Source organism: Luteibacter sp. KNZ12-1A, assembly GCF_056755675.1.
Genome location: NZ_JBPGXU010000001.1, coordinates 1 through 24,476 on the forward strand (window position 1 = coordinate 1; position 24,476 = coordinate 24,476).

At 65.4% G+C, this 24,476-nt stretch carries 11 protein-coding genes; 3 read left to right on the forward strand and 8 right to left on the reverse strand.

Annotated features, from left to right (window positions below; translation table 11 throughout):
- The 3 genes from ACR9ZJ_RS00005 to ACR9ZJ_RS00015 form a co-directional block, all read right to left on the reverse strand.
- Positions 1-1,547, reverse strand: a 1,547-nt coding sequence (locus ACR9ZJ_RS00005; RefSeq protein ID WP_481286401.1) for an efflux RND transporter permease subunit, incomplete at its 3' end; no start/stop codon positions are given.
- A complete protein-coding gene (locus ACR9ZJ_RS00010; protein WP_481286402.1) occupies positions 1,547-2,638 on the reverse strand; it encodes an efflux RND transporter periplasmic adaptor subunit in 1,092 nt (363 codons plus the stop codon). The genes ACR9ZJ_RS00005 and ACR9ZJ_RS00010, both read right to left, overlap by 1 nt.
- A 51-nt stretch (positions 2,639-2,689) precedes the next feature.
- Positions 2,690-4,180 carry an efflux transporter outer membrane subunit gene (locus ACR9ZJ_RS00015; protein WP_481286403.1) on the reverse strand — a complete coding sequence of 497 codons (1,491 nt, stop codon included), beginning with the start codon at positions 4,178-4,180 and terminating at the stop codon, positions 2,690-2,692.
- A gap of 95 nt (positions 4,181-4,275) precedes the next feature.
- On the opposite strand from ACR9ZJ_RS00015, the gene ACR9ZJ_RS00020 reads away from it, so the two are divergent.
- Positions 4,276-4,962 carry a response regulator gene (locus ACR9ZJ_RS00020; protein ID WP_481286404.1) on the forward strand — a complete coding sequence of 229 codons (687 nt, stop codon included), beginning with the start codon at positions 4,276-4,278 and terminating at the stop codon, positions 4,960-4,962.
- A complete protein-coding gene (locus tag ACR9ZJ_RS00025) occupies positions 4,959-6,158 on the forward strand; it encodes a sensor histidine kinase (protein WP_481286405.1) in 1,200 nt (399 codons plus the stop codon). Before ACR9ZJ_RS00020 ends, ACR9ZJ_RS00025 begins: the two co-directional genes overlap by 4 nt.
- Here the strand turns inward: ACR9ZJ_RS00025 and ACR9ZJ_RS00030 are convergent.
- Positions 6,146-6,958 (reverse strand): MipA/OmpV family protein, encoded by an 813-nt coding sequence (locus ACR9ZJ_RS00030; RefSeq protein ID WP_481286406.1) that lies wholly within the window; start codon positions 6,956-6,958, stop codon positions 6,146-6,148. The two genes, ACR9ZJ_RS00025 and ACR9ZJ_RS00030, sit on opposite strands and share 13 nt — an antisense overlap.
- Before the next feature lie 449 nt (positions 6,959-7,407).
- Between ACR9ZJ_RS00030 and lepB the strand changes: the two genes are divergently transcribed.
- On the forward strand, positions 7,408-8,316 hold the full coding sequence (gene lepB / locus ACR9ZJ_RS00035; protein ID WP_481286407.1) for a signal peptidase I: 909 nt from the start codon (positions 7,408-7,410) through the stop codon (positions 8,314-8,316).
- 67 nt (positions 8,317-8,383) lie between these two features.
- Here the strand turns inward: lepB and ACR9ZJ_RS00040 are convergent, their stop codons facing one another.
- The 4 genes from ACR9ZJ_RS00040 to ACR9ZJ_RS00055 form a co-directional block, all read right to left on the reverse strand.
- Positions 8,384-9,358, reverse strand: a complete 975-nt coding sequence (locus ACR9ZJ_RS00040; protein ID WP_481286408.1) for a quinone oxidoreductase family protein — start codon at positions 9,356-9,358, stop codon at positions 8,384-8,386.
- A gap of 83 nt (positions 9,359-9,441) precedes the next feature.
- Positions 9,442-9,915, reverse strand: a complete 474-nt coding sequence (locus ACR9ZJ_RS00045; RefSeq protein ID WP_481286409.1) for a MarR family winged helix-turn-helix transcriptional regulator — start codon at positions 9,913-9,915, stop codon at positions 9,442-9,444.
- A gap of 169 nt (positions 9,916-10,084) precedes the next feature.
- Positions 10,085-11,902 (reverse strand): bifunctional sulfate adenylyltransferase/adenylylsulfate kinase, encoded by a 1,818-nt coding sequence (locus ACR9ZJ_RS00050; RefSeq protein ID WP_481286410.1) that lies wholly within the window; start codon positions 11,900-11,902, stop codon positions 10,085-10,087.
- A 102-nt stretch (positions 11,903-12,004) separates the two neighbouring features.
- Positions 12,005-24,445, reverse strand: coding sequence for an autotransporter-associated beta strand repeat-containing protein (locus ACR9ZJ_RS00055; RefSeq protein WP_481286411.1), 12,441 nt, complete (start codon positions 24,443-24,445; stop codon positions 12,005-12,007).
- Positions 24,446-24,476: the final 31 nt, after the last annotated feature.

Genomic DNA, 24,476 nt, shown 5'->3' on the forward strand with positions numbered 1-24,476 from the left:
CCGATCACGCACCGATAGGCTCGATAGAACCGCGACTCGTGCGGGCTATCCACCTGCTCGTCCACGTGCACACGGGCGAAGTGGAAGCACAACAGGGGCGTCACCGTTAGGCCCAGGACCCACGACCCCAAGAGGGTCACGGCCAGCACCACGGCCAGCGAGCGCATGTATTCATTCGTGCTCGTATGGCCGAGGAAGAACGGAGAGAAAGCGAACACGATGACCAGGGTCGACACCAGGAGGGGAACCGCCAGCGTGCGCCCGGCCTCGATGCACGCCTGCCGTCGCTCCTCGCCTATCTTCAATCGCCGCTCGATGTCTTCAGCGATCACGATGCCGTTGTCCACGAGCAGGCCCAGGGCGAGAATGATCGCGGCCATCGACACCATCTGCAGCTCGATGTCGCACATGCGCATGACCAACAGCGAACTCAGGATGGTCAATGGCACGATGGAGCCTACCACCAGGCCCATGCGCCATCCGAGGAAGAGCATGACCACAGCCATCACGATGACGATGGTCTCGCCCATGACGTGGTGCATCTTGCTCATTTGCCGAGCGACGACATCGGCCTGGAACGTCACGACGTGGGCCTGGAATCCCGCCGGCAACTGGCGCGACGCCTGATCGATGCGTTTCTTCAGTGCCTTGCCGAACGTGGCGATATCCAGGCCGTCCTCCATGGAGACGGAGACGACCACGGCCGTCTGGCCTTGGTAGACAGCCGCCACCTGGGGCGGGTCCTCCGGCATCGCCTGCACGGTGGCCACATCACCCAGCGGCACGTCGGCATGGCCTTCCTCGCGAGGCACCGACAGCAGGAACTGACGAAGATCGTCCACCGAACGAATCCTTCCTCCGACGCTGACCGATAGCGCCAGTCCCGACACCGTGGGTTCGCCCGCCGAGGCAAAGGCATTCTGGGCGGCCAACTGCTGGGCGGCAGCGGCGGGGCTCAGTCCGAGCGCGGCCAGCTTCGTCCGGTCGAACTGTATGTAAAGCCGGGTGTCTTGCAAGCCGTAGAAGCTCACGCGCTCGACACCGTTGAGACCATACAACGCCGACCGGAACTGCCTGAGTGGCTCGCGCATCTGGGCTGGAGAAAAACCGGGAGCGGTCACGGCGATCGAGGCAACCGACACGCTTCCGAAATCATCATCCAGGAAAGGTCCCACAGTGCCCGCGGGATAGCCCTGGCTCACTTCGGTGAGTTTCGACCTTACCTTTTGCCACATGACATCCAAATCAGTGACGCGGTCGTAGGCGGTGAGCTGGATCACCACGGAACCCGGCCGGACATTGCTGACGATCGTCTTCAGGCCGTCCAGTTCGCGTAGCCCTTCCTCTGCCGGCTTGGCCAGAATGTTCTCGACCTCGTCGGCCGGCATGCCGGGATGGCTGATGGAGACGATGGCATCGCGCACGGTGACCGAGGGCTCTTCCTGCGAGGGGAAGTGCAGGAACGTCCACGTGCCGGCCACGAGTATGAGTGCGGCGATAAAGAGGGTCAGGCGGTTGGCCTGGAGCGCCGATCGGGTCAGGAACATCAGTGGCGCTCCAGTCCGCTGTCGCCTTCGAACTCACGTACGGCCTGGCCATCGGTCAGGAACGCGGTACCCGCCCCCACGACGCGCTCGCCTGCCGATAGCCCCGTGCTGATCAAGGCGCGGTCGCCGCTGGTGGCCGCCACGGTGACGGGCCGGCGCATGACTTGCCCATGCGCGGCATCGAAGACGAAGACGGTCGCATTCCCGGCCGGAGCTTCCGGAACCACGGCGGCCAGGGGAATCGCCACGGAACTCGTGCTCGCCGATTTCCCGGCCAGCCTCAGTCGTACCCATTGGCCCGGCGACAACCGCACCGGAGCAGCCAGAACGCGAAAGATGCCTTCTACTGTCGCGCCCCGCTCCAGGTGTCCGGACAGGTGGCTCAACCGCATCGGTACCGTGGTGGCGTCGGGATCGACGAGCTGCGCGGTATCGCCGACGACGAGGCCGGAGGCGAGCGCTGCGGGCAAGGAGGCGACCACCTCGAGTTCGCCCTCGCCTTCCACGGCGAGCACCGCTTGACCGGCCGACAAATCGCTGCCTGGCTCCGCCATGCGGGTAACGACCGTTCCTGCGAACGGTGCGAGGATGCGGCTGCGTTCCAGATCGCGCTGCGCGAGTTCGACGGCGGCGTCGGCTGCGGCCGCTTTGCCACGCGCCACCTGGTCGGCGGCGCGTGCCTGGGTGAGACTCGATGCCGAGGCGGCTCCGTCATTGAACAGTGCCGTCTGCTGACGCAATTGCTCGGCACGTTCGAGACGCTCGCCATGGGCCGCCAGCGCGTCCGAACGTGCCTGCGTGAGGCGGAGACGCGCAGGCACCGGATCGAGCGTCGCCAGCACCTGCCCCACCACGAATCGATCCCCGGGATGTACGCCCACGGAAGTTACCCGGCCGGCCAGATCGAAACTCAGCGTCGCGCGTCGTGCCTGACGCACCTGGCCCAGGGCCGATGCAATGGCACCTGGCGCCGGCGTCACCTCCGCCAGCAGGACCGAGCGTTCGGTGGGCCGCTGCCTCGGTGGCTTGTCGCAGGCACTGAGCAGGCAAACGGCGACCAGGCCGGCAGCCGCAAGAAGAGAACGCATCATGAAACCAGACTCCGAATGGAAGAAGAAAGCAGGTGAAGGGCGGAACGCGGCCTACCCGCGTGCGGGATCTGAAGGAGGATGCGAAGGCAGGACGACGCCGTAAAAAGTGCGGAAAACGGCCAGCCGGCTCAGCGCTTGATCACGCTGCGCCGAGAGGCAGTCCATCTGGACCTGGGCGGCGTCGATACTGTGGGCTAGCAACCCGGACGGGTCTTCGAGTCCCTCGGCGTGCCTGGCGAGGGCCTTCGCCAGGCGCTCGGCGTCCGCACGACACATCGGTTGCATCCGGCGCATACGTGCGGTGGCTGACTCCCGTGCGTCCAGCGCATCGGCCACCTCGCGGAAGGCGTGTTGCACCGTCAACTCATAATCGGCGACCGCGGAATCCTTACGCGCCTTGGCAAGATCCAGGTCCGCGCGGCGCGCGCCGCTGTCGAACAAGGGGAGGTTCAGCTGGGGAAGGAAGGTCCATCCCCCGGTGTTCGCACTGAACAGGTGGTCCAGGTCCGACGAAACGTGTCCCACGGATGACGACAACTGAATCGACGGGAAGAATGCCGCGCGGGCGGCACCGACGTTCGCGTTGGCCGCGCGCAAGCGCTCTTCCGCGCGAACGACATCCGGCCGTGACAGGAGTACGTCCGAGGGAAGCGACGCCAGACGCTCGGACTCGGAATCGACCCGCCCCAGTGAGGCCAGATCGGACGCCGGCGATGCCAGGCGGTAGCCACTGAGCGATTGCAGATAGCGCAGTGCCTCGGCCTGCTTGCGATCGGCCTCCATGCGCGCGAGGTGGACCTTCATCGCCTGGTCGCGTCGCGCCTGCAGATCGTCAGCGGACAGTGTGCCGACGAATTGCTGTTTTTCCGCGTTGGCCAGAAGCGCATCCGCCGCCTGATCGGCGTATCGAAGCTTGGTACCGATCTCCGCGGCGGCCCGCTCGTTGACATAGGCACTGAGCACCTCGGCGATCAGCGCGCCGCGCGCCTCGACCTGCCCTGCCTGGCTGCCCAGGTACTCATGCGCGGCTGCTTCCGAGAGCGAGTTCAATCGCCCGAAGAAGTCCAGTTCATCGTGCAGGTCGAGCGTGGCCGAGGTGAAATCACGGCCCAACAGCGCCTGGGCATGGGGATCATCCAGGTGCACGCGATCTCGTTGGGCGACAATCCCTACCTGAGGGAAACTCGACGACCGCGCGGATGCCGCTTGCGCATGGGCCTGTGCCACCTCGGTGGCGATCTTGCGCATGTCAGGGTTGCTGGCCAAGGCGACGGCGACGATGTGCGCGCCCTCGCCATCGGGCGAAAACGAGGCAATGAACCGTGCTTCGTCAGGCGTGAGCATGGTGTCCGGCGGCACCTCTCCGACGCGGAGGCCCGCCGGTGCACGATACGCGCTGAAGGTCGGCGGGATGGCCGCGGCGGGCCGCTCGTAGGCGGGTGCGAGGGAGCAGGCCGAGAGGCATGCACAGGCCAAAGCCACGAGAACCAGGGGAATCGAATGGGGCCAGAGCAAGCGGTCGACAGGTTGGCAGCGGCGCACGGGGTAGCCCTTGAATGATAAGCTGCGCGCATTGTTGTGGAGCTTTCTGAAGGCTTCATCGGCCTTTCTTCAAGATATGATCAAGGGAGCCTTCCATGCGCCGACGCGTGCTCGTCGTCGAGGATGATGCCGATAGCGCAAGCATCCTCCAGGCCTACCTCGAGAAGGACGGCTTCGACGTCCACATCGCTTCGGACGGCCGAAAGGGCATCGATGCCCACGCACAATGGAAGCCGGACATCGTGCTGCTCGACATCATGCTGCCCGAGGTGAGTGGCACGGATGTGCTCAGCACGATCCGTCGCACCAGCCAGACGCCCGTCCTCATGCTCACCGCCCTTGGCGATGAGCCGGACAAGATCGGAGCGCTGCGCTACGGCGCGGACGACTACATCGTCAAACCGTACAGCCCGAGGGAAGTCGTGGCTCGCGTGCATGCCGTGCTGCGACGTGCCGTTCCGCCGTCGCCCCCGAGCACCGCCTTCAGCGATGGTCCGTTGGTCGTGGACATGCAAGCCGTGACGGCCGTCGTGGACCATCCGGTGCGCGGCAAGGTGACGCTGGACCTGACCCCCACCGAATTCGGCATCCTCGCCCTCCTGGTCAAGACGCCGTTCAAGGCGTTCACCCGTGTCGAACTGTTGGAAGCCTGCCTGCCCGACAGCGATGCGTTGGAACGCGTGGTCGACACCCATGTGCACAACCTGCGCCGAAAGCTGGAGGCGGTGGACGTACGCGGCGTCCTCGTAACGGTACGGTCGGTCGGATACCGGTACCGATGACACACGAACCACGATGGCGATCGGGACGCCCCCGTTCCCTGTGGCGCTGGGTGGCCGTGCGCATGAGCCTGCTCGCCGTTGGGGTCGTGCTCCTCATCGCGCTAATGATGTGGCTGCGCTTCGCCTTGGCGGCGTATGCCATCGAGCGAAGGATTCCCCCGGAGACCCTGGCGAAAATCGCGCAATTGAGTAAGGCTCCGGAGGAAAACGATCAGGCGCTGTGGGGATACTTACGCCAGTACTACAAGGCCCAGGATCTCGTACCTGGCCTTCTCAGTACGGATTGGCTGATCTTCTACGGCCTGGTGCTTGCCTCGATTCCACTCATTGTCGTGCTGGGCTTCGTCGCTTCGCGTCCCCTGTCCCGCCAGTTCTCGATCGTCGCCGCCACGGCGCGGCGCGTCACCGGCGGCGACTTCTCGGCACGCGCCGAGTTGGTTCCGGGTGCGCCGCTGGAGTTGAATCGGCTGGCGGAAGATTTCAATGCGATGTGCGAAAAACTTTCCCGCTACGAGCGAGAGGTGCTCGAATCCAGCGCCATCCTGGCGCACGAATTGCGCACGCCACTGAACGCCGCGATGGGACGCGTCCAGGGCATTCTCGACGGCGTGTTCGCGCCGGAAGCCACGCAGCTCACGCTCATCCATCGGCAACTCGCCCAGCTCAACCGGCTGATCTCCGATCTCCACTTCCTGTCGATGGCCAGGGCGGGCGAACTTCGTCTGGTGCAAGAGCCCTTCGACATCACCGAACTCATGGTCGAGCGGGTGACCTGGTCATCGCTCGCCCTGGAGGAAGCCGGCATGATGGCGACACTGGATGCGGCTCCGGCCATCCTGTGGCATGGCGACCGGGACCGCATCGGGCAAGTCATTTCCGTCTTGATCGAGAATGCGCTTCGCTACGCCGCCGTGGGAAAGGAGCTGCTGCTCCGCCTGCGTAGCACTGAGGACGCGCTCACGATCGACGTGCAGGATCGTGGTCCTGGCATCGCCCCCGACGATCTTCCACGCGCGTTCGACCGTTTCTGGCGGGCCGAGCACTCGCGCGGTCGTCATTCAGGAGGTAGTGGCCTGGGCTTGGCGATCGCGAACGTGATCGTCGAGGCGCACGGGGGCTCGATGGCGATTCACAATCGGGACGGCGGGGGACTGGTCGTGAGCCTGACCCTGCCGCCCACGCATCAGAGGGAGTAGTTCATCGCCAGCGCCGTCCCCAGGGAGGTATGCCGCTTGACGATGGGGCTGTCGCCCGCCTCGTTCATGTAATGCGTGCCTCGTAACACGATGCTGCTGGACCAATGCGGGCTGTAGACGTGCGTCCAGGTCGCGCTCGCTGAATACGCGTAGAGGCCGGAGGCAGCTTTGTAAGCGGCAAAGCCACTTCTGGCACCCTGCGCCGGCGTCACGCCGAAATACGCGCGATTGAACGCGGCGTTTCCCGCATGCAGGTCCGCGTTCACGGTCACGATGTCCGTCTCTTCCTGCACGAGCCCCAGTTCGACACCCGCGCGGTATCGACCGCGATGCGTTCCATCCTTGAGCGAGTATTCGGCTTCCACGCTGGCCGACAGGATCGAATTGAATCGTTGGGCGACGGTCGTGCGGCTCACGACTGCCCCCGTAACGTCGCCCATTCCCCTGAGGGTGCGCGAGCCGGGGCGCAGATTGCTGTCCCGGTCCACGCGGCCGAAGTCATAGTGAAAGGCCTCGCTGGCCGAGAAGCCACTTTCGCTTTGGTATTGGGCACCCACGCCACGCAGCGAATCGATGAACCAAGGACCCTTCTGGACCGAGATCAATGGCACGGCCTGGACGAAGGTCTTGTCCGAGCCTGCATATCGGGGGGCGGTGATGGCGGCTACGCCGAAGGATGCTTGCAGGGCTCCGGCGGCAGGAGCGGTCGGTGACTCGTCGGCGCGTGCGGTAGCAACCATCGCGAAGAGGCAAGCGACGCCGGCGGCGCGAGCGGAACGGGAATGAAGATATCGTTGCATGGGGACCTGGCTATGGGGTGGGATTGGAGTGGTGGGACGGACGTTAGAACCGCCATCTCAAGGTGGCATCCACGCTTCTTCAAGATTTGATGGAGGCGACATGGGCCGGCCGTCTCGATGAAATCTTGAATAGGTCTACATGAAAGCTTGAGACGACCGCCGCATCCTGGTTCGTCACCGGCTGCGACCCACCCCATGCATTGCGCTCCCCTCGCCTATTCGCCTGGCCACCTCGTGCTGAAACCGGAGTGGGAAGTTGTGCCTGGTGAACGAAGTGGCGATTGGATGATCAGGCGTCGTTCGTGATCGAGTCGAGAACTTTCAAGCCGACGCTACGATAAACCCGTGCCACGGACGTGCGGCCACCTACCCATCAGTCATGTTCAGCTTTGCCCCCGTGACCGCTACAGTGCCATCGGCCTCCAGTCGTGGCCACGCAGGGACTGACCATGGGTTTCGACTTCTCATTTGTTCTTCTCGGGGCCACCAGTCTCGCGGGCATCATCTGGCTTGGCCATGCCGTGTATCGGCGGACTCGCCCCGCCCCGACTGCCCTTCCCGCCCAGCCTGGCGAACCCGTCATCGTCGATTGGGCGCGTTCGTTGTTCCCCGTCCTCCTCCTTGTACTCGTGCTTCGTTCCTTTGTCGCGGAGCCTTACCGTATCCCGTCCGGGTCCATGATGCCGACGCTCGAAGTCGGTGACTTCATCTTGGTTAACAAGTTTGCCTACGGGCTGCGTGCACCCGGCTTCAACTGGCGTTTCATCGACACCGGGCACCCACAACGTGGCGACGTCGTCGTCTTCCGCTTTCCCGGCTATCTGTGCGATGTGTCGGGCCGGATCGTCCGTGGTGGCGACGTCACCTGTGCCAATCCATCGACGAAGATCGACTTCGAAAACGTCATCAAACGCGTTATTGGTGTGCCGGGCGACACGATCGAGACGCGAGGCGATCAGCTTTTCATCAACGGCCGCGAGGTACCGAAAGTCTTCGCACACGATTACCAGGGCGACCCACGCCTGTTCGAGGATCGCCAGCTGCTGGACGGCAACGCCGCGGTCTACACGGAGCGACTGCCCGGCGGAAGCACCGCCGCCGTCGAGCACGCCGTAACCATGACCCGGGGCACGCCAAGGGCTCCCTACGAGATTCCGAGTCCGACCATCCCCGCCAAGGTACCCCCGAACTGCTACATCGTGATGGGCGACAACCGCACCAACAGCCTGGATAGTCGCTGGTGGGGCTGCCTTTCGGAGGACCATCTCGTGGGTAGAGCGTTCCTCATCTGGCTAAGTTGGAAAGGCTTCGGCACGGGCGGCGTCGGCATCGGTCGCATAGGTCGGACGATACGTTAGTCACGCCATGCACGGAGCTTGGTCGCGCATTCAGCGGGAAATGTGCTGGCCCGGTCACTCGTGTCGATCACGGTCGAAGGATCACCCGTCCAAACGCTTTGCGGTCCGCAATGTAGCGGTGAGCTTCGGCAGCATCGGACAGCGAATACACCGCATCGATGACGACAGTGAGATCGCCGTGCGCCACCTCGTCGATGATCTTTTGCACGACGCTGTGAACTCGCTCATGCTCCAGATCCAGCGAACTGGGAAAATAGACACCGTGCATACTGTTGTTGCCTCGCCATAACGCGACCGGATCGGGCCGTGTTTCGTCGCGACCCGAAACGCCGACTGTGATCACCCGACCACGGTAAGCGAGCGCCTGAATACTGCGGGCCAGGTTTTCGCCAGCGATGCTGTCTATCACCAGGTGCACACCCTGCCCGTTCGTAACAGTCCGACTGGCAGCGACGAAGTCCTCGTGTACATAGTCGATCCCGACATCGACGCCGTAAGTACGCAGGGCTTCGAGTTTTCCAGGGCTAGAGGCGGTCGCCATCACTCGCGCTCCAGCGCGCTTCGCCAATTGCACCGCGGCGAGGCCAAGCGCACCCGAGGCCGCATGGATCAATACCGTCTGACCGGCTTTCAGCTGGCCAAACTCAAACAAGCATTCATGCGCCGTCCCCCATGCCACCGGAATCGCCGCGGCAACGTCGATGTCCATGCCATCCGGAAGTACCCACGTGTCCTCCACGGGTGCCACGCAGAACTGCGCATGCGATCCCCATGACACAATGGCTACGACACGCTGACCAATGTGTCGGTCAGTAACGTCTGCGCCCACTTCGACGATCGTACCCGCGCACTGATAGCCCACTATGTGGGGGACGTGCACCAACGGGCGGATCTCCCTGTTAACCAGGTCGCCCCCTTCGATGGAAATGGCGGCCACCTCGATGAGCACTTCACCAAGCCCGCATCGAGGCACGGGAACGTCCTCGAAACGAAAAACTTCAGGACCGCCGTTCTGGTAATACACCGCTGCTTTCATCGTCATCGCAATCACCTCACCGTCAGATTGAATTACACGAACCACATAGTCTTATATGCCCGTAATAGAACGACGGAAGGTGGGCGACATCAGGCTACAGCGAGCGTGCCGTCGGGCTCGACCAGCCCCATCCGAGCGATTCGGTACATGGTCTGGCGCATGGAAAGCGCCTGATCTTCGCCGAACTCTCGTTCGAATAGTGCTTGTGCCCTCTCCCAGTACGGACGCACTTCCGCCTCAAGGCGTTCGCCCTTTTTTGTAAGTCGCACTTCGCGTTCACGTCGGTCGGTCTTTCCGACCGTGATAGTCACGAGGCCGTCGCGCTCGAGGGGTCGCAAATTGTGCCCCAACGTCGCGCGGTCGAGAATCAGCAATGACGTCATCTCACCCATCATCATCGGACCGCGAAGGACCAGGTTGGCCAGCATCGTGTACTGGTTTGTACCCACTCCGGTGGGTGCGAGGCAGGCGTCGTAGAAGCGCGAGACATGCCTGGCGGCCTGGCGCAATGAAGTGAAATTGCACCGCAGCGCGGGTTTGGTGTTAGTCGCACGGGTATTCATGGCAGGTCACGTTGCCTCGTTGAAGGCATATTAGTCTCACATAAGACTATTTGCAATCCCCTTCGTGCATCTTCTGGGAGGCCGGGCGCCCGGTCGCTACACGTATCCTCCGATGCGGCAGAGGCCTTCCACGTATCCACCACCGCCACCGCCGGTCGGCGCGTAGGAATCAGGCATCTTTTTGACCGGGCTGAAGAAAAGCTCCAAGGTCATCAATGGAGGCCACCCGGGCAAGGACCGCGAAGACATCCGTGGCCAGCTGCGCCGGGGAGCCGGTGCCCGCATCGACCCTCACCGCGGGCGTCTCCGGCACTTCATAAGGCGAACCGACGCCCGTGAAAAGGGGCAGTTTGCCTGACCTGGCGAGCATATAAAGTCCCTTCGCGTCGCGCGATTCGCAGATCTCAATGTCTGTCGCCACATGAACTTCCACGTAGTTTCCATGCACTTCGATCATTCTTCGCGCCTGCTCCCTGGCGTCCGCATGAGGCGAAACCATCGCACAAATGGCAATCCCGCCATGCTTCGCGATTTCGCTCGCAACGTAGGCGACCCGCAGTACGTTGGCATGCCTGTCCTCGCGGGAGAAACCCAACCCTGCTGAAAGATGCCTTCGCACTTCGTCCCCATCGAGGATGCTGACGGTGCGATTCGTGTGCTCCATGAGCAACGTGGCGAGCGCTTTGGCAAGCGTTGACTTGCCTGCCCCGGGCAGGCCAGTGAGCCAAACGACGACCCCTTGTCGCGCGCGCGCCCGGAAGGCCTCGCGCAGGATATTCGTGACCTCCGGGAAACTGTACCAGTCGGGCACCCCTTCCCCGCTGGCCAGGCGCCGGCGAAATTCGGTTCCGCTGATTGCCTGGGCGATATCCTCCTTGCGTAATTCATCGGCCGCCACATAAGTGCCCCTGTTGGCGACGTACATCATCTCCTGGTAAGGCAAGATGCGCATGCCGAGTTCGTCGGCATGCGACAGCGCCAGAGCCTGAGCGTCATATGGCCCGTAGTAAGGTGTTCCACGCGCGTCCATGCCCGGCCCGGCATGGTCGCGTCCGACGATGAAGTGAGTGGCGCCGTAATTCTTTCGGATGATGGCGTGGAGAAGTGCCTCGCGCGGGCCACCCATACGCATGGCTAGTGGAAGCAGTGAAAGCCTGGCGCAGGCGTGGTCGTAATAAGGCAGCAAGGCCTGATAGCAACGCACGCGGGTGAAATGATCCACGTCCCCCGCTCGGGTACGGCCAACAGCGGGTTGCAGCAGCAGTTTTGCGCCGGTATGGGACATGGCGCGCATGGTCAACTCGAAATGCGCGCGATGCATCGGATTGCGGGTCTGGAAAGCGACGATGCTGTGCCATCCATTCGCGTCGAACCAGGCCCGGAGGCTGCGCGGCGTGTCGCGCAAAGCTGTGAAGTCCGCATGCGCCGGTAGCTGGATGCCGCGGATCTGCCCTCCCAGACAGGCCCGGCCAGTTTTGGCCAGCGCCTCCGCAACTCCGGGATGGCCAGAGTCGAGAGTGCCGAACACGCGCAGGGCTTCACGCACAAAGTCGGGGCGAAACACATCTTCCACTGTCATGACCGCCAGTGGCGTGCCATCGTCGTCACGCAAGGCCACCTCATGTCCAGGTCGGATGCCGTCCGCTATGGCCGCAGTGACGTCCAAGGTGACCGGCATCGGCCACAGCGTGCCGTCCGCCAGACGCAGGTTTTCGATAACGCTCAGGTAGTCGGCTTCGGCCATGAAGCCTTTCAATGGCGAGAAACCGCCGTTGAGAAGAAGTTCGAGATCGCAGATCTGTCTGTGGTCGAGTCCTATCGCGGGCAGTGTCGCACTGTGCCTGCGGAGCACCGCGGCCTCACCCCGCGCAGGAAGCAGGTCGACGAGCAGGCCACCATGTGGCGGGTTTCGGTGGAGTCCGGATATCGCCTGATCGCCTACGCCCTGGGCCAGCTCGTTCGCCACTTCTTCGCCAGAAGCTCTCATGTTCTCCATCCACCTGCTGATCTTCCGAAGATCGCGATAAGGGTCGACTATCGCTGGCCGTGCTCATAATGCATGGCCCCGCCCGATGGCGCCACGGGTGCGTCACCAGCGCACCCGCACCCCTACATTGGCCGATTCTTCTCGATACTTGCTCCCGCTCAGTTCGCGGCTGGCCGAGAGCACGCCGAACAGACTCACGCTCGGGTTGAGCCGGGCTTCCACGCCCGCGTCCAGGCGCACCGTGGTGCCCAGGTCCTGGTTGGGCAGCATCAAGGCGTTGCCGCCCACGCCGGGCTCGACCACTTGCAGGGCATCGGCCGCCTGATTGAGCGTCCGGTGCATGGCAAGCGTCGCCCACGGCCTGATCGTCGCGCCGCGGTCGGTGGTGAACACTTTCTCCATGCGCAGACCCGCGAGGGCCGTGCCCATCCAGTGATTGTCGAAGGTCAGCTCGCGCTGGTTGGCGTCGACCGTGCTGTCCCAGTGCACCTGGGTGGCTGCAAGCTTGACGTGCGGCTCCAAGGTCCAGCCGCTGTCCAGCAGGTAGCGGTGCCCGATCTTCGCACTGACGGTCACGCTGCCGCCGCTGAGCGACTGCGTGAAACCATCGGAGGTTCGGATGCGGGCGCGTGCACGCTGGCCGCTCACCACGGTGTCCAGATAGCTGCCGTCGTTCCAGTACAGGCTGCCGTACCAGCCGGCCACCGGCGTATCGAGGCGGATGCCGGCCTTGCCTATGCCGGGCAGGCCGGTCGAGTTGCTGCCCGTGGTCCAGTAGTTGCCGTGCAGATAGCCCACGAACGCGCCGATGCGTCCGCTGCCACCGCTGTCCGACCCCACATAGTCGTAGCCCATGTACATGCCCACGTCGCTGCCGGTTGCGGCAACGCCGGGGTCGGCGCCGAGGTCCGTGCTGCTCGCCGTCGCCGCCACCCAGAAGCCGTGGCAGTCGTCGACGAAGCGCGTGTCGGCCTGTTCGCTCTCGCGCTGTTCCGGCTTGTTGCCGCACTGCGGATGCTCGGTGCTGCGCATGCCGGCCAGGCGCTGGTGGATCAGGTCGTCGTTCTGCCGCGCCATCAGTGCACCCAAGGTCGGCAGTACGGCATAGGCAGGCAGTTCCGGCAGCAAACCGGCCTGGGCTTCCAGATACCAGTTGTGATCCGCTTCCTGGCCGAAGGTCCACGGGAAGGCACTGCCGCTCAGGCGCACCGCGCCATCGACGGCGTTGGCCGGCACGAAGCTCCCAGGGGTGCTCGGATCGTCGTGCGGGCTGGAGATGACCAGGATCGACGTCTTGCCCGCGCCGGAGAGCGTGGCGCCGTCGCTATTGAACGCCACGCGGGTGACGCCGCTGACGTCGCCGCCGACGTTCAGGCCGCCCGCTTTCAGCGTTTCCGGCGCCACGTCCAGTTGCAGCGTACCGTTATTGCCGACGTAGTTGCCGCTGATCGGCAGGCGGTTGCTGCCGACGTCGATCAGGCCGGCATTCTCGATGCTGCCGCCGAAGGACGCGCCGGCCTGAGCGAGCAGCTTCGACGTGCCGTCGATCGCCAGCGTGCCGCCCTCGAGGTTCAGTGGTCCGTTCAGGCTCAAGCTACTGGTATTCAACAGCTCCATGCGCTCCCAGCCGCTCAACAAGGGTAGTTTGCCGCTCTCCAGCGCAAGGCCGCTAAAGCTGAGGCGATCCCCACCTTCGCCGCCATTCAGCGCGGCGACGCCGCTGATGTCGCCTCCGACGAAGGCCACCGTGTCGTTGCCGGTGCCGAAGTCAAATGCGCCGCGCACGGTACCCATCGAGGTGAAGCTGTCGTCGCCACCGGTGCCGCCGTAGCGGCCTTCGACCTGCAGCGTGGCGCCGGCGGACACGGTGGTCGCCTGCGCCGTGATGCTGCCGCCGGCGGTCACGTCAAGCGTGCCTTCGCGCACATTCACCGCGGTGAGATCGGAACTGGCCGGGCCGTTGACATTCAACAGCCCGGCGCCGGTCTTGCTGAGCGTCTCGAAGCCCTGCACCGCGCCGAGGTTGGCGACAGTGGCGATGTCGGCGTTGAAGGTGTCATTGCCGGCACCGGCTTCCACCGTGCCGAGGATGCGGGTGTTGTCGTGGATGGTCAGCGTGTCGTCGCCGTCGCCCAACGCCAGCGTTCCGCCGGCGGTATCCAGCGTTCCGGCCACGTCGAGTACGTCGTTGCCGGCGCCGAGGTCGCCGGTCGCGCGAAGGGTGGCGCCCTCGCCCACCATCACCGTGTTGATGCCGGCGCTGCCGCTCAGCACGGCCGTGGTGGCGCCGGCGCCCTGCACGGTGCCTTCGACGTTGAGCGTGGTGCCGTCGGCCAGGGCTACGGTCGGTGTCTCCAGCTGGCCGGCGACAGTCAGTGTGCCGCCGTCGATGGCGGTGCCGCCGCTGAAACCCTGGCTGCCGGTGAGCGTGGCTTCGCCGGCGTTGAGCTTGCGCAGGAACTCGAAGTTGATCGTGCGCGACGCATCGAAGCTCAATGCGCCGGCGTTGTCGAGCGCCACCGTATCGCCGAGGTCGTGGCCGCCGCCGCTAATGGTGTTGTCGAGCACGGCGCCATCCTTCAGCGTCAGCGTGTCGTCGCCGCCGCACAGGTCGATCGTGCCGGTGCCCGAGACGGTGCCGGCTACGGTCATCGTGTCGGCGCTGTCGCCGCAACCGAAATGGCCGTCCACTTTCAGGGTGGCTCCGGCCGCTACCACGGTGTCGAGCGGGCCGCCGGCAATCGCCGCTACGGTGGCGTTCGGGGCGATGTTCAAGGTACCGCCGAGCACGCTGACCTGCTGCAGATGGGTCATGGCCGGGCCGTTGATATTGAGCACGCCAGTGCCGGTCTTGGTCACGCCTTCGAAGTTGACCAGGGCGCCCAGGTCGGCCGTGAGATTGATGTCGTACACGCGGGTGTCGACCCCTGCGCCGCCATCCACCGTGCCCTGCACCACCGTGCCGTCGTGCACCACGAAGCTATCGTCACCGTCTCCCAGCGCGAAGATGCCGCCCGCGGTGTCCAGCGTGCCGCGCACGTCGAGCACGTCGTTGCCCGCGCCCAGGTCGCCGGTAGCCAGCATGGCGCCGGCGATGTTCACCGTATTCACGCCGGCGCTGCCGGTGATGGCGGCCGCCGTGCCGCTGCCGGCATCCAGGCTGCCGGCGACCGTCAACGTGGTGTCGTCGCCCATCGCCACGCCCGGCGTGTGCAAGCCGCCGCTGACTGCCAGTTCGCCGGCCGCCAACGTGGTGCCGCCGCTGAAGGTCTGGTCGCCCGTCAGTGTCGCGGTACCGCTATTGGTCTTGTCGAGGAACTCGAAGTTGGTGACCGTGCCGTTGCCGAAGGTCAGCGCCTGTGCGTTGTCGAGCACTACCGCATCGCCAGTACCGTGCGGGCCGCCGTCGAGGGTGCCGATGAAGCCGCTCAGGTCGGCGCCATCACGCAAGGTCAGGACGTCGTCGCCGTCGCCGAACGCGATGACGCCGCTGCCGCTGAGTGCGCCGGCGACCGTCATGCTGTCGTTGCCGGCCGAGCCGCTGAAACTGCCATCGACATGCAGGGTCGCGCCATTGGCCACCGTGGTGGTGACCACGCCACTGAGGCTGCCGGCCACCCCGACATCCAGCGTGCCGCCATCGACGTTGACCGTGGTGAAGGACGAAGGCGCCGGACCGGCGACGGTCAGCGTGCCCGTGTTGGTCTTGGCCAGTGTCTCGAAGTCGGTGGCACCGCCGAGCACCGCGTGGCCGGCCAGGTCGGCGACGAAGGTGTCGTTCCCTGCCCCGCCGGTGATCGGCGTGGCCAAGCCGGAAAGATCGGCGCCGTCCTTGATGGTGAAGGTGTCGTCGCCATCGCCGAGATTGATCGTGCCGCTGCGGTTGCCGCTGCTGAGCACCGTGCCGGCCACCGTGAAACTGTCCGCGCCGCTGGTGCCGGTGTAGCTGCCTCCATCGGCCAGTTCGAGCGTCGCGCCGGCCAGGATGTTCGTGGTGATGGCACTGACGCTGCCAGTGTCGGTCACGCGCAGCACACCCTCATTGACGTTGACGTCGATGAAGCTCGACGACCCCTGGATCTCCAGCGCGCCCTGGCCGGACTTGCCCAGCGACTCGAAGCCCAGCAGGCTGCCAAGCGGCACGGTATGGCCGTCGCTGACATTGACGTCCAGCGTGTCGTTGCCCAGGCCGCCGTCGATGGTGGCGCCAACGGTATTGGTGGTGTCGAACACCTTGAAGGTGTCGTCGCCCGCGCCCAGCGAGAACACGCCGCCGTTGGTCTGCAGTGTGCCGGCCACGCTGAGCACGTCGTTGCCGTCGCCCAGGTCGCCCGTAGCGACCAGCAGCGCGCCGGCCGCCACGTTGACCGTGTTGACGCCGCTGCTGCCGGTGATCGCCGCCGCGCTGCCCACGCCACCGTCCAGTTGGCCATCCACGTTGAGCACGGTGCCGTCGGCCATGGCGATCGTCGGCGTATCGAGCTGGCCCGCCACGGTCAGCGTGCCGCTGTTGAGCAGCGTGCCGCCGCTGAAGGCCTGCGTACCGGTAAGAATCGCCTCGCCTGCGTTGTCCTTCTGCAGGATCTCGAAGTTGGCGACATGGCCCGCGTCCAGCGTCAGCGAGCCAGCATTGTTGAGCACCACCTTGTCGCCGGTGCCCGCATCGCCGTCGATCGGGTTGGCCAGGCCGGCCAGGTTCGCGCCATCGTTGAGGGTGAGCGTGTCGTCGCCGCCGCACAAGTTGATGGTGCCACTGCCGGACACCGTGCCCGAGACACTCATCGTGTCGTTGCCTGTGCCGCAGCCATAGGTGCCGTCCACGTTCAGCGTGGCGTCGCTGCCCACGGTGGTCGCGAGCGGACCACCCGCGGCGGCCTCGATGCTGGCGCCGGCGGCCACGTTGAGCGTGCCACCGAGCACCTGCACGTCCTGCAGCGCGGTGGCGACAGGTCCGATGACGTTGAGCACGCCGGTGCCGGTCTTGGTCACACCTTCGAAGTTGAGCAGCGCACCGAGCGCCGCCGTGCCGTTGATGTCGTAGGTGCGCGTGTCCAGGCCGGCGCCGCCATCGACGGTGCCGATGACCGTGGTGCCGTCGTGCACGGTGAAGGTATCGTCGCCGTCGCCCAACGCGAACACGCCGCCGCCGGTATCGAGCGTGCCGGTCACGTCGAGGGTGTCGACGCCGGCGCCCAGATCGCCGGTCGCCAGCAGGTCGCCCCCGAGGCCGACGGAGACGGTATTGCTGCCGGCATCGCCGCTGATCACGATGGGATTGCCGGTACCGGCGTCAGCGGTGCCATCGACGTTGAAGGTGGTGCCGCTGGCGAGGTTCACGGTGGGCGTCCGTAGCGTGCCATCGACGTCCAGCGTGCCGCCGCTGATCGTGGTGCCGCCGACGAAGCCCTGGAAGCCGGCCAGCGTGGCGGTGCCGGTGCTGGTTTTCTGGAGGAACTCGAAGTTGGTGGTGTGGCTGGCGTTGAAGGCAAGCGCGGTGGCCGTGTCCAATACCAGCGTGTCGCCCGTGCCGGTGCCGCCGCTGATCGTGTTGTCGAGCACCGCGCCATCCTGCAACGTCAACGTATCGTCGCCGTCGCACAGATCGATGCTGCCGCTGCCCGACACGGCGCCGGCGACGGTCATGGTGTCGTTGCCCGCGCTGCAGCCGTAACTGCCGTCTACGTTCAGGGTGGCTCCCGCAGCGACGGTGGTGGTCAACGGAATGCCGGGACTGCCCACCACGCTGCCGGCGGCGGTCACGTTCAGCGTGCCCGTCTGCACGCTTACCGCGTTGAAGTCCGAACTCAGTGGGCCATTGATGTTGAGGGTGCCGGTGCCGGTCTTGGCCAGCGTCTCGAAACCCTGCACCGCGCCGAGATTGGCGACCGTGTCGATATGCGTGTCGAAGGTGTCGTTGCCCGCCCCCGCCGACACCGTGCCGATGATGTTGGTGTTCTCGTGGATGGTGAGCGTGTCGTCGCCATCGCCGAGCGCAAGTACGCCAGCACCGGTGTCGAGGGTGCCGGCGACATCGAGCACGTCGTTGCCGGTGCCCAGGTCGCCGTTGGCCAACAGAGTGCCGCCGGTGCCGACGCTGACCGTATTGTTGCCGGCACTGCCGGTGATGGTCGTCGTCGTTCCGCCGGCCGCCTGCACGACGCCGTCCACATTCAGGCGGGTACCGTCGGCCAGGCTGACGGTTGGCGTGGTCAGGCTGCCATCGACGTCCAGCGTGCCATTGGCGATGGCGGTGCCCAGCGCGAAGCCCTGGGTGCCGGTCATCGTGGCCGTGCCGGTGTTTTGCTTGAGCAGGCTCCCGAAGCCGGATGTCTGGCCACCGTTGAAGCTCAGCGCGCCGGCGTTGTCCAGCACCAGTTGATTCAGGCCGGTGCCGCCATCCACGCCGACGCCGGCAATCGTCGCGCCGTCGCGCAGCGTCAGCACGTCGTCTCCATCGCTCAGGCCAAGGATGCTGCCGCCCGTATCCAGCGTGCCCGCCAGGGTCACCGTGTCATTGCCGAGACCCAGGCTGCCATTGGCGCGCAACACACCGCCGCTATTGACCTGGATCGTATTGACGCCACCGCTGCCGATAAGAAGAGCTGGTGCGCCGCCGGACGCCTCGACCGTGCCATCGACATTGAGCAGCGTGTTATCGGACACCGCCAAGCTTGCCGTGGTCAGGGTGCCGTCCACGTCCAGCGTGCCGCCGGTGACCGTGGTGCCGGCGCTATAGGCCTGCGTGCCGGTCAGGGTGAGCACGCCGCTGTTCTGCTTGGTCAGCTGCTCGAAACCGGCAGTACCCGCGCCGCTGAAGACATACGGGTTGGCGTTGTCGATCACCAGCTGGTCGGTGCCGGCACCCGCGTCCACGCCCGTACCCGCGATCGACGCGCCGTCGTGCAGCGTCATAACGTCATTGCCGTTGCCCAGGCCCAGCGCAGCGGTGCCGGTGTCGAGCTGGCCGGTGATGTTGAGCGTGTCGCTGCCATCGCCGAGGTCGCCATTGGCCCGCAGCGTGCCGCCGCCGTTGACGGTGACGCTCTGGCTGCCGGTATCGCCGGTGACCACGGCCGGCGTGCCAACGCCCGCCTGCACCGTACCATTGACGGTCAGTGCCGAGGTGCCGGTCATGCCGATGGTCGGCGTGGTCAGGCCGCCATTGATCTGCAGCGTGCCGGCACTGATCGTGGTGGCGCCGATCTGGTTGCCCGCCGACGTCAGCACGCTGGTGCCGGTGCCGACCTGCGCCAGCGTGCCGGGACCGCTCAGCGTGCCGCTGAAGGTGAAGGTGTCGCTGCGATTGAGTGAGAGCGTGGAGGTGGGCGAATCCACGATCACGTTGCCGACGCCGGCGTTGCCTGTGGTCCCGCCGTTGCCGATCATCAGGTTGCCATTGTTGATGACGGTGTTGCCGGAATAGGTGTTGTTGCCGGTCAGGATCCAGGTGCCGCTGTCGTTCTTGGCCAGCGTGGTCTTGCCGGTGCCGTTGTCGCCGATGGCGCCGCCCATGGTGTTGGCGCCAGTGTTGGTACCGCCGAGGGCTATGGTGCGAGTGGCGTTGGTGCCGAGCAGAGCCACCGCGCCGGTATTGGTGAACTGCAGCGGACCGGTGCCGGAAGACTCGATGTAGGTGACGCCGGTGTCGAGCGTGAACTGACGGTCGGTGCTGTCGCCCGTGCCGGTGTAGCGCAGCGTGGAACCGTTGCCGATCACCAGGTTGCCAGCCGCGTTCGACGAGGCGCCGATACTGCTGGCCTGGCCGCCGTTGGCCATCTGGTCGACGCTGAGCACGCCGCCGTTGATGCGGGTGACACCGGTATAGGTGCTGTTGGCGTTGGTCAGTCGCCAGGTGCCGGTGCCGGTCTTGGTCAGCGAGGTGACGCCTGCGCCGTTGTTGTCCAATTGTGCGGCGAGCAGGTTGTAGCCGGTGTTGGTGCCGGCCAGGGTCAGCGTGCGGGCGGTATTCGCGCCGGCCAGCGTGATCGGGGCGGTGCTGGTGAACTCGACGATGCCTGTGCCGGACGCATCCAGCGTGGCGCCGCTGGTGCCCACGGTGAACTGGCGGTCGGTGCTGCTGCCGGCTCCCAAGTAACGCAGCGTGCCATTGATGGTCAGATTGGCCGGTGCGGCACCGGACGCGCCGATCGAACTGGCCACGCCACCGTTGTTGAGGCAGTTGACCGCCAGCACGCCGGCGTTGATCGTCGTCGCGCCGGTATAGCTGCTATTGCAGCCGGACAAGGTTTGCGTCCCCGTTCCGTTCTTGATCAGGCTGCCGGCGCCGGAGATCGCACCGGCATACGTCTGGCCCAGGCCATCCCTGATGGTCAGCGCGCCCGTACCCAAGGCGATGTTGCCACCCACGCTTCCGCCGCCGACCAGGGCTCCCGCGTTGGCGTTGAAGTTATTCAGATCCAGCGATGCGCCGGCGGTATTGTCCATCCAGAACGAGTTGGTCGTGCCGAAGGCCGTGGCCGAGCCCGCGCGCAGGACGCCGCCTCGTACGTGGGTGTTGTTGGTGTAGGTGTTGTTGCCGGACAGTACCAACGTGCCGACGTCGTCTTTGTACAACTCGCCTCCGCCGACCACCTGGCCGCTGAAGCCGAGCGTGGTGGCGGCGTTGGATACGTCGATGACGCCGTAGCCCAAGAGATTGAACCCGCGATCGATGCTGACCGTCGCGCCGGTGTAGTTCAAGTTGCCATTATTGAACACCAGGTTGGCCGATGCGCTGCTTGAGGCGCCGATGCCGCTGGCCTGCCCCCCGTTGGCCAGGCAGTCGGTCGTGATGGTGGCGCCTTGCAGGGTGGTCGCGCCGGTATACGTGTTGTTGCAGCCGTTGAAGGTCTGATTGCCACCGTCGGTCCGCCAGACACCGCCCGTGCCGCTGATCACGCCCGAGTAGTTGCCATTGCCGGCGGCGATGCGCAGCGTGCCCGAGCCGAGCGTCACGTTGCCGCCATTGGCCCCGCCACCGTTGAGCGGGCCAATCAGGTTATTGAAGTTATTGAGGTCGAGTACCACACCGGCCGTGTTAGCCAGGTCTGTGCTCGAAGCGGTCAACGCTCCGAATACGTTCGCCGCACCCGCGCGCAGGATGCCGCCGTTGACCGTATTTCCGCCGGTATATGTGTTGGCACCCGTCAGCACGAGCGTGCCGGCACCATTCTTGGTCAGGCGGCCGCTGCCGGCCACGATGCCGCCGTCGGTCAGCGTCGTGGCAGCCGCGGTCACGTCGACGATGCCTCCGCTGCTGCCCAGGGTGAAGCCGCGGTCGGTCACGGTCGTGCCGCCGGTGTATTGCAGGCCACCGCCATTGAGGACCAGGTTGCTCGAGGCGCTGCCTCCCGCGCCGATGCTGCTCGCCTGCCCGCCGTTGGCCAACGTCGTCGCGCCCAGCAGGCCGCCGTTGACAGTGACGATACCGGTAAACGTATTGGCGGGATTGGCCAGCGTGAGCGTTCCGGGACCGCTCTTGGCGAAATTGGCACCGTCCGGGCTGCTCACCAGTCCGCTGAAGGTGAGGTTGGCACTGGCGTTGGTCACCTGGATGCCACTTTCCACGATGGCACCGGACTTGGCGAAGGTGAAACCGCGGTCGCTGGTGTCGCCCGCTCCGGTGTAACTCAGCGTGGCGCCTTCCAGCGACAGATTGGACGACGCGGCGGACGAGGCGCCGATGCCGCTGGCGACGCCGCCGTTCTTGATGCTGGCCACCGACAGCGTGCCCTGGGCCACGCGTGTGGCACCGGTGTAAGTGTTGCCGTTATTGCTCAACGTCACCAGGCCAGTGCCAGCCTTGACGAAGCCCGTGCCCGTCCCGTTATCGACGATCTGCGAAGCGATGGTGAAGTTACCGGTGCTGTTCTGCTGCACGGCCAGGTCACCGCCGCTGGCGCCGGTCATCATGCCGCCGGTGATCAGCTGGTTGGTATTGAGTACCGAAGGCGCGACGATAATCGTGCCGTCCACGCCCAGGGTCTGGCCGGGGTTCACGGTCACCGTCGTGGACTTGGCCACCGTATAGCGCAGACCGCCCAGCTGCTTGGTGCCGGACACCGTATTGAAGAAGCCGGTGGAATCGGTGATGTATTCGCCGTTCAACCAGTTGGCTGCGTTGTCCTTGTTGGTGTAGTCCAGCGGCGCGAAGGCGACGATGTTGCCGCCCACCACCTTGGCGTAGTCCGTGCCGTTGACGGTCGCCCACCCTCCGAGCGTGGTGCTGGTGGTGGTGATATTGCCGCTCGTCGGCAGGTTGAAGTTGATCAGGCCGCCCGTGCGGTTGATCGCGCCCAGGTTCACGCTCAGGCTGCCGCCGGTGCCGGACTTGGCGTCGATCGTGTTGTTGCTCGCGGTGACGTTGAGGCCGTTGAAGGTCTGTGTATTGCTCTCGCCCGCCGCCCCGACCACATTGAGTCGACCACCCGTCATGTTGAGCGTCGAGCTCGCGCTGACGATGTTGCTGGCCGGGCCGCCGGCGGGACTGAAATCGAGGGCGAGGACGCCGCCGCCGACGGTGGTGGCGCCGGTGTAGGTGTTGGCGCCGGTCAGTGTCTGTGTGCTGGCACCCTGCTTCGTGAGGCCGCCACTGCCGGTGATATTGCCGGCGTAGGTCGCCGTGGTGCCCGCCACCGCCTGCAGCGTCAGGGTGGCGCTTCCAAGATCCACCGTACCGCCCGTACCGGTCAACGTGGTGAAGGTCCGGTCGAAATCGTTGAGGTCCAGCGTGCCGCCGTTGACCTGCGCACTGGCCGACGCGCCAAAGGCGGCGGCCGTGCCGGCGCGGAGAATGCCGGAGTCGACGATGGTGTTGCCGGTATAGGTGTTGGCGCCGGTCAGCGTCCAGGTGGCGCTGCCCGCGCTGCGCAGATTGCCCGTGCTGGAAATGATGCCTGAAATGATGTTGTCGGCCCCGGTGAAGCTTCCGCCAAGGGTCGCGGTGCCGCCGATGACCACCGTGCCGTTAAGCGCTAGTGCTCCCGTACCATTGCTGTTCAACGCCCCGTTGGAGATGGCCCAGTTCTTGTTGGTCGACTCGCCGGTGCCGAGATAGGAAAGATTGCCACCATTGATGAAGATCGAGCCGGCCCCGAGAGAGCCGGCGACGCCGGCATTCGCAATCAGCGTCGCTTCGACCTTGCCGGCACCGTTGATATTCGCCTGGCCCGTAAAGGTATTGGCCGTACCCAGCCGGATCGCATGCCCACTGCCGGCATTGAATACGACGGGGCGAGTGTCGTTGGCGCTGATTACGCCCAGCAATTCCATGTCGGCAGATTGGGCAATGAAGCCAAAGACATGCCCACCCGCGCCACCGCCGGCAATATTGCCGGTCAGCCGCAACGTGCCGCTGCCGGCGTTGTACAGATAGGCGGAGCCGGCGTAGGCGCCCGGGTTCATCTGCCAATTGCGGTTGGAGCTGTTGCCGGTACCGGTGTAGAAGACCTGATTCGGCCCGAGCGACTGGCCGCCACCGGGGCCGATCACGATGGTGCCGTTGGCCACGGTGGTCGGAGCGCCGAGCGCGCTCGCCACGCCCAAGTCGGCGATCGAGCTGAAAGAGTTGGAGCTGCCCGACCACCCGGTCTGGGTCGTGAACAGGGTTTGCCCCAGGTAGTCGTTCGCGTTGTTGGTGAGCGCTACGCCGTCGGCAAGGGTCAACCCGCCGGCTCCCGTATAGCGCACGCCCCCCACGCCAGCGCCGCTTATGCCGGAGATGCCGCCCGTGAGGTTGACGGTGCGGCTGGTCGCGATCGTGCCTGCCGACGAGAACCATCGCCCACCCGCCAGATAGATCTGATTGACGGAATTGCCCAGTGCCGCGTCGCCGATCGCGCCAATGCTCAGGTTGCCGCCGGTAACGTTGATATTGCCGGTGAAGCTATTGGCCGCGTTCAACGCCAGTGCGCCACCGCTGATGGTGAGCCCCCCGCCGAAGCTGTTGCTTCCGTTGAGCGTCAGCGTACCGCCGCCGGTCGTGGTCAATCCGCTGGTGCTGGTGATCGGGGACGCGATCGTGACGCTGCCGGTAGCCACCGAAATGGTCGGGTTGGTGCCGCCGAGGGTCAGGCTGCCGCCCGTCAGGGAATAGCCCGTGGTCTGGAACGTGAGGTTGTGGGCGGTGATCGCCCCACCCAGGGTAACCGTGCCTGCGGTCCCGCCGAAGTACGCGTCATAAAGCGCCGCGTTGTTCCAGGCGCTGTAGGGACCGCTGACGCCGTCGTTGCTCGGGCTCCAGAACGGGCTGGTGGTGTTCCAGGTGCCGGTGCCGCCATTGCCGAGGCTGGTGCCATTGACGTCCCAGTATCGATCGACGGCGCGGGCCGGGGCGTGCAGCGCCAGGAGGACGGCCAGGATGCCCAGTCGCAGCGGCCACGGCGAAGCCGCGCGATCCACGGCGAGCCGATCGGAAATCTTGCCGCCGGCGGCGCCACGCTCATCGACACAGCTGCCGCTCTTGCCGCGACGCGTCGCCAGTTCGGACGCCACGACCCAGGTATGCAACGCCCGGGACCAGATGATGCGGAAAACACGGTTCATGAGCCCTTCCTCCCCTGCAGGGCCCAGTGGC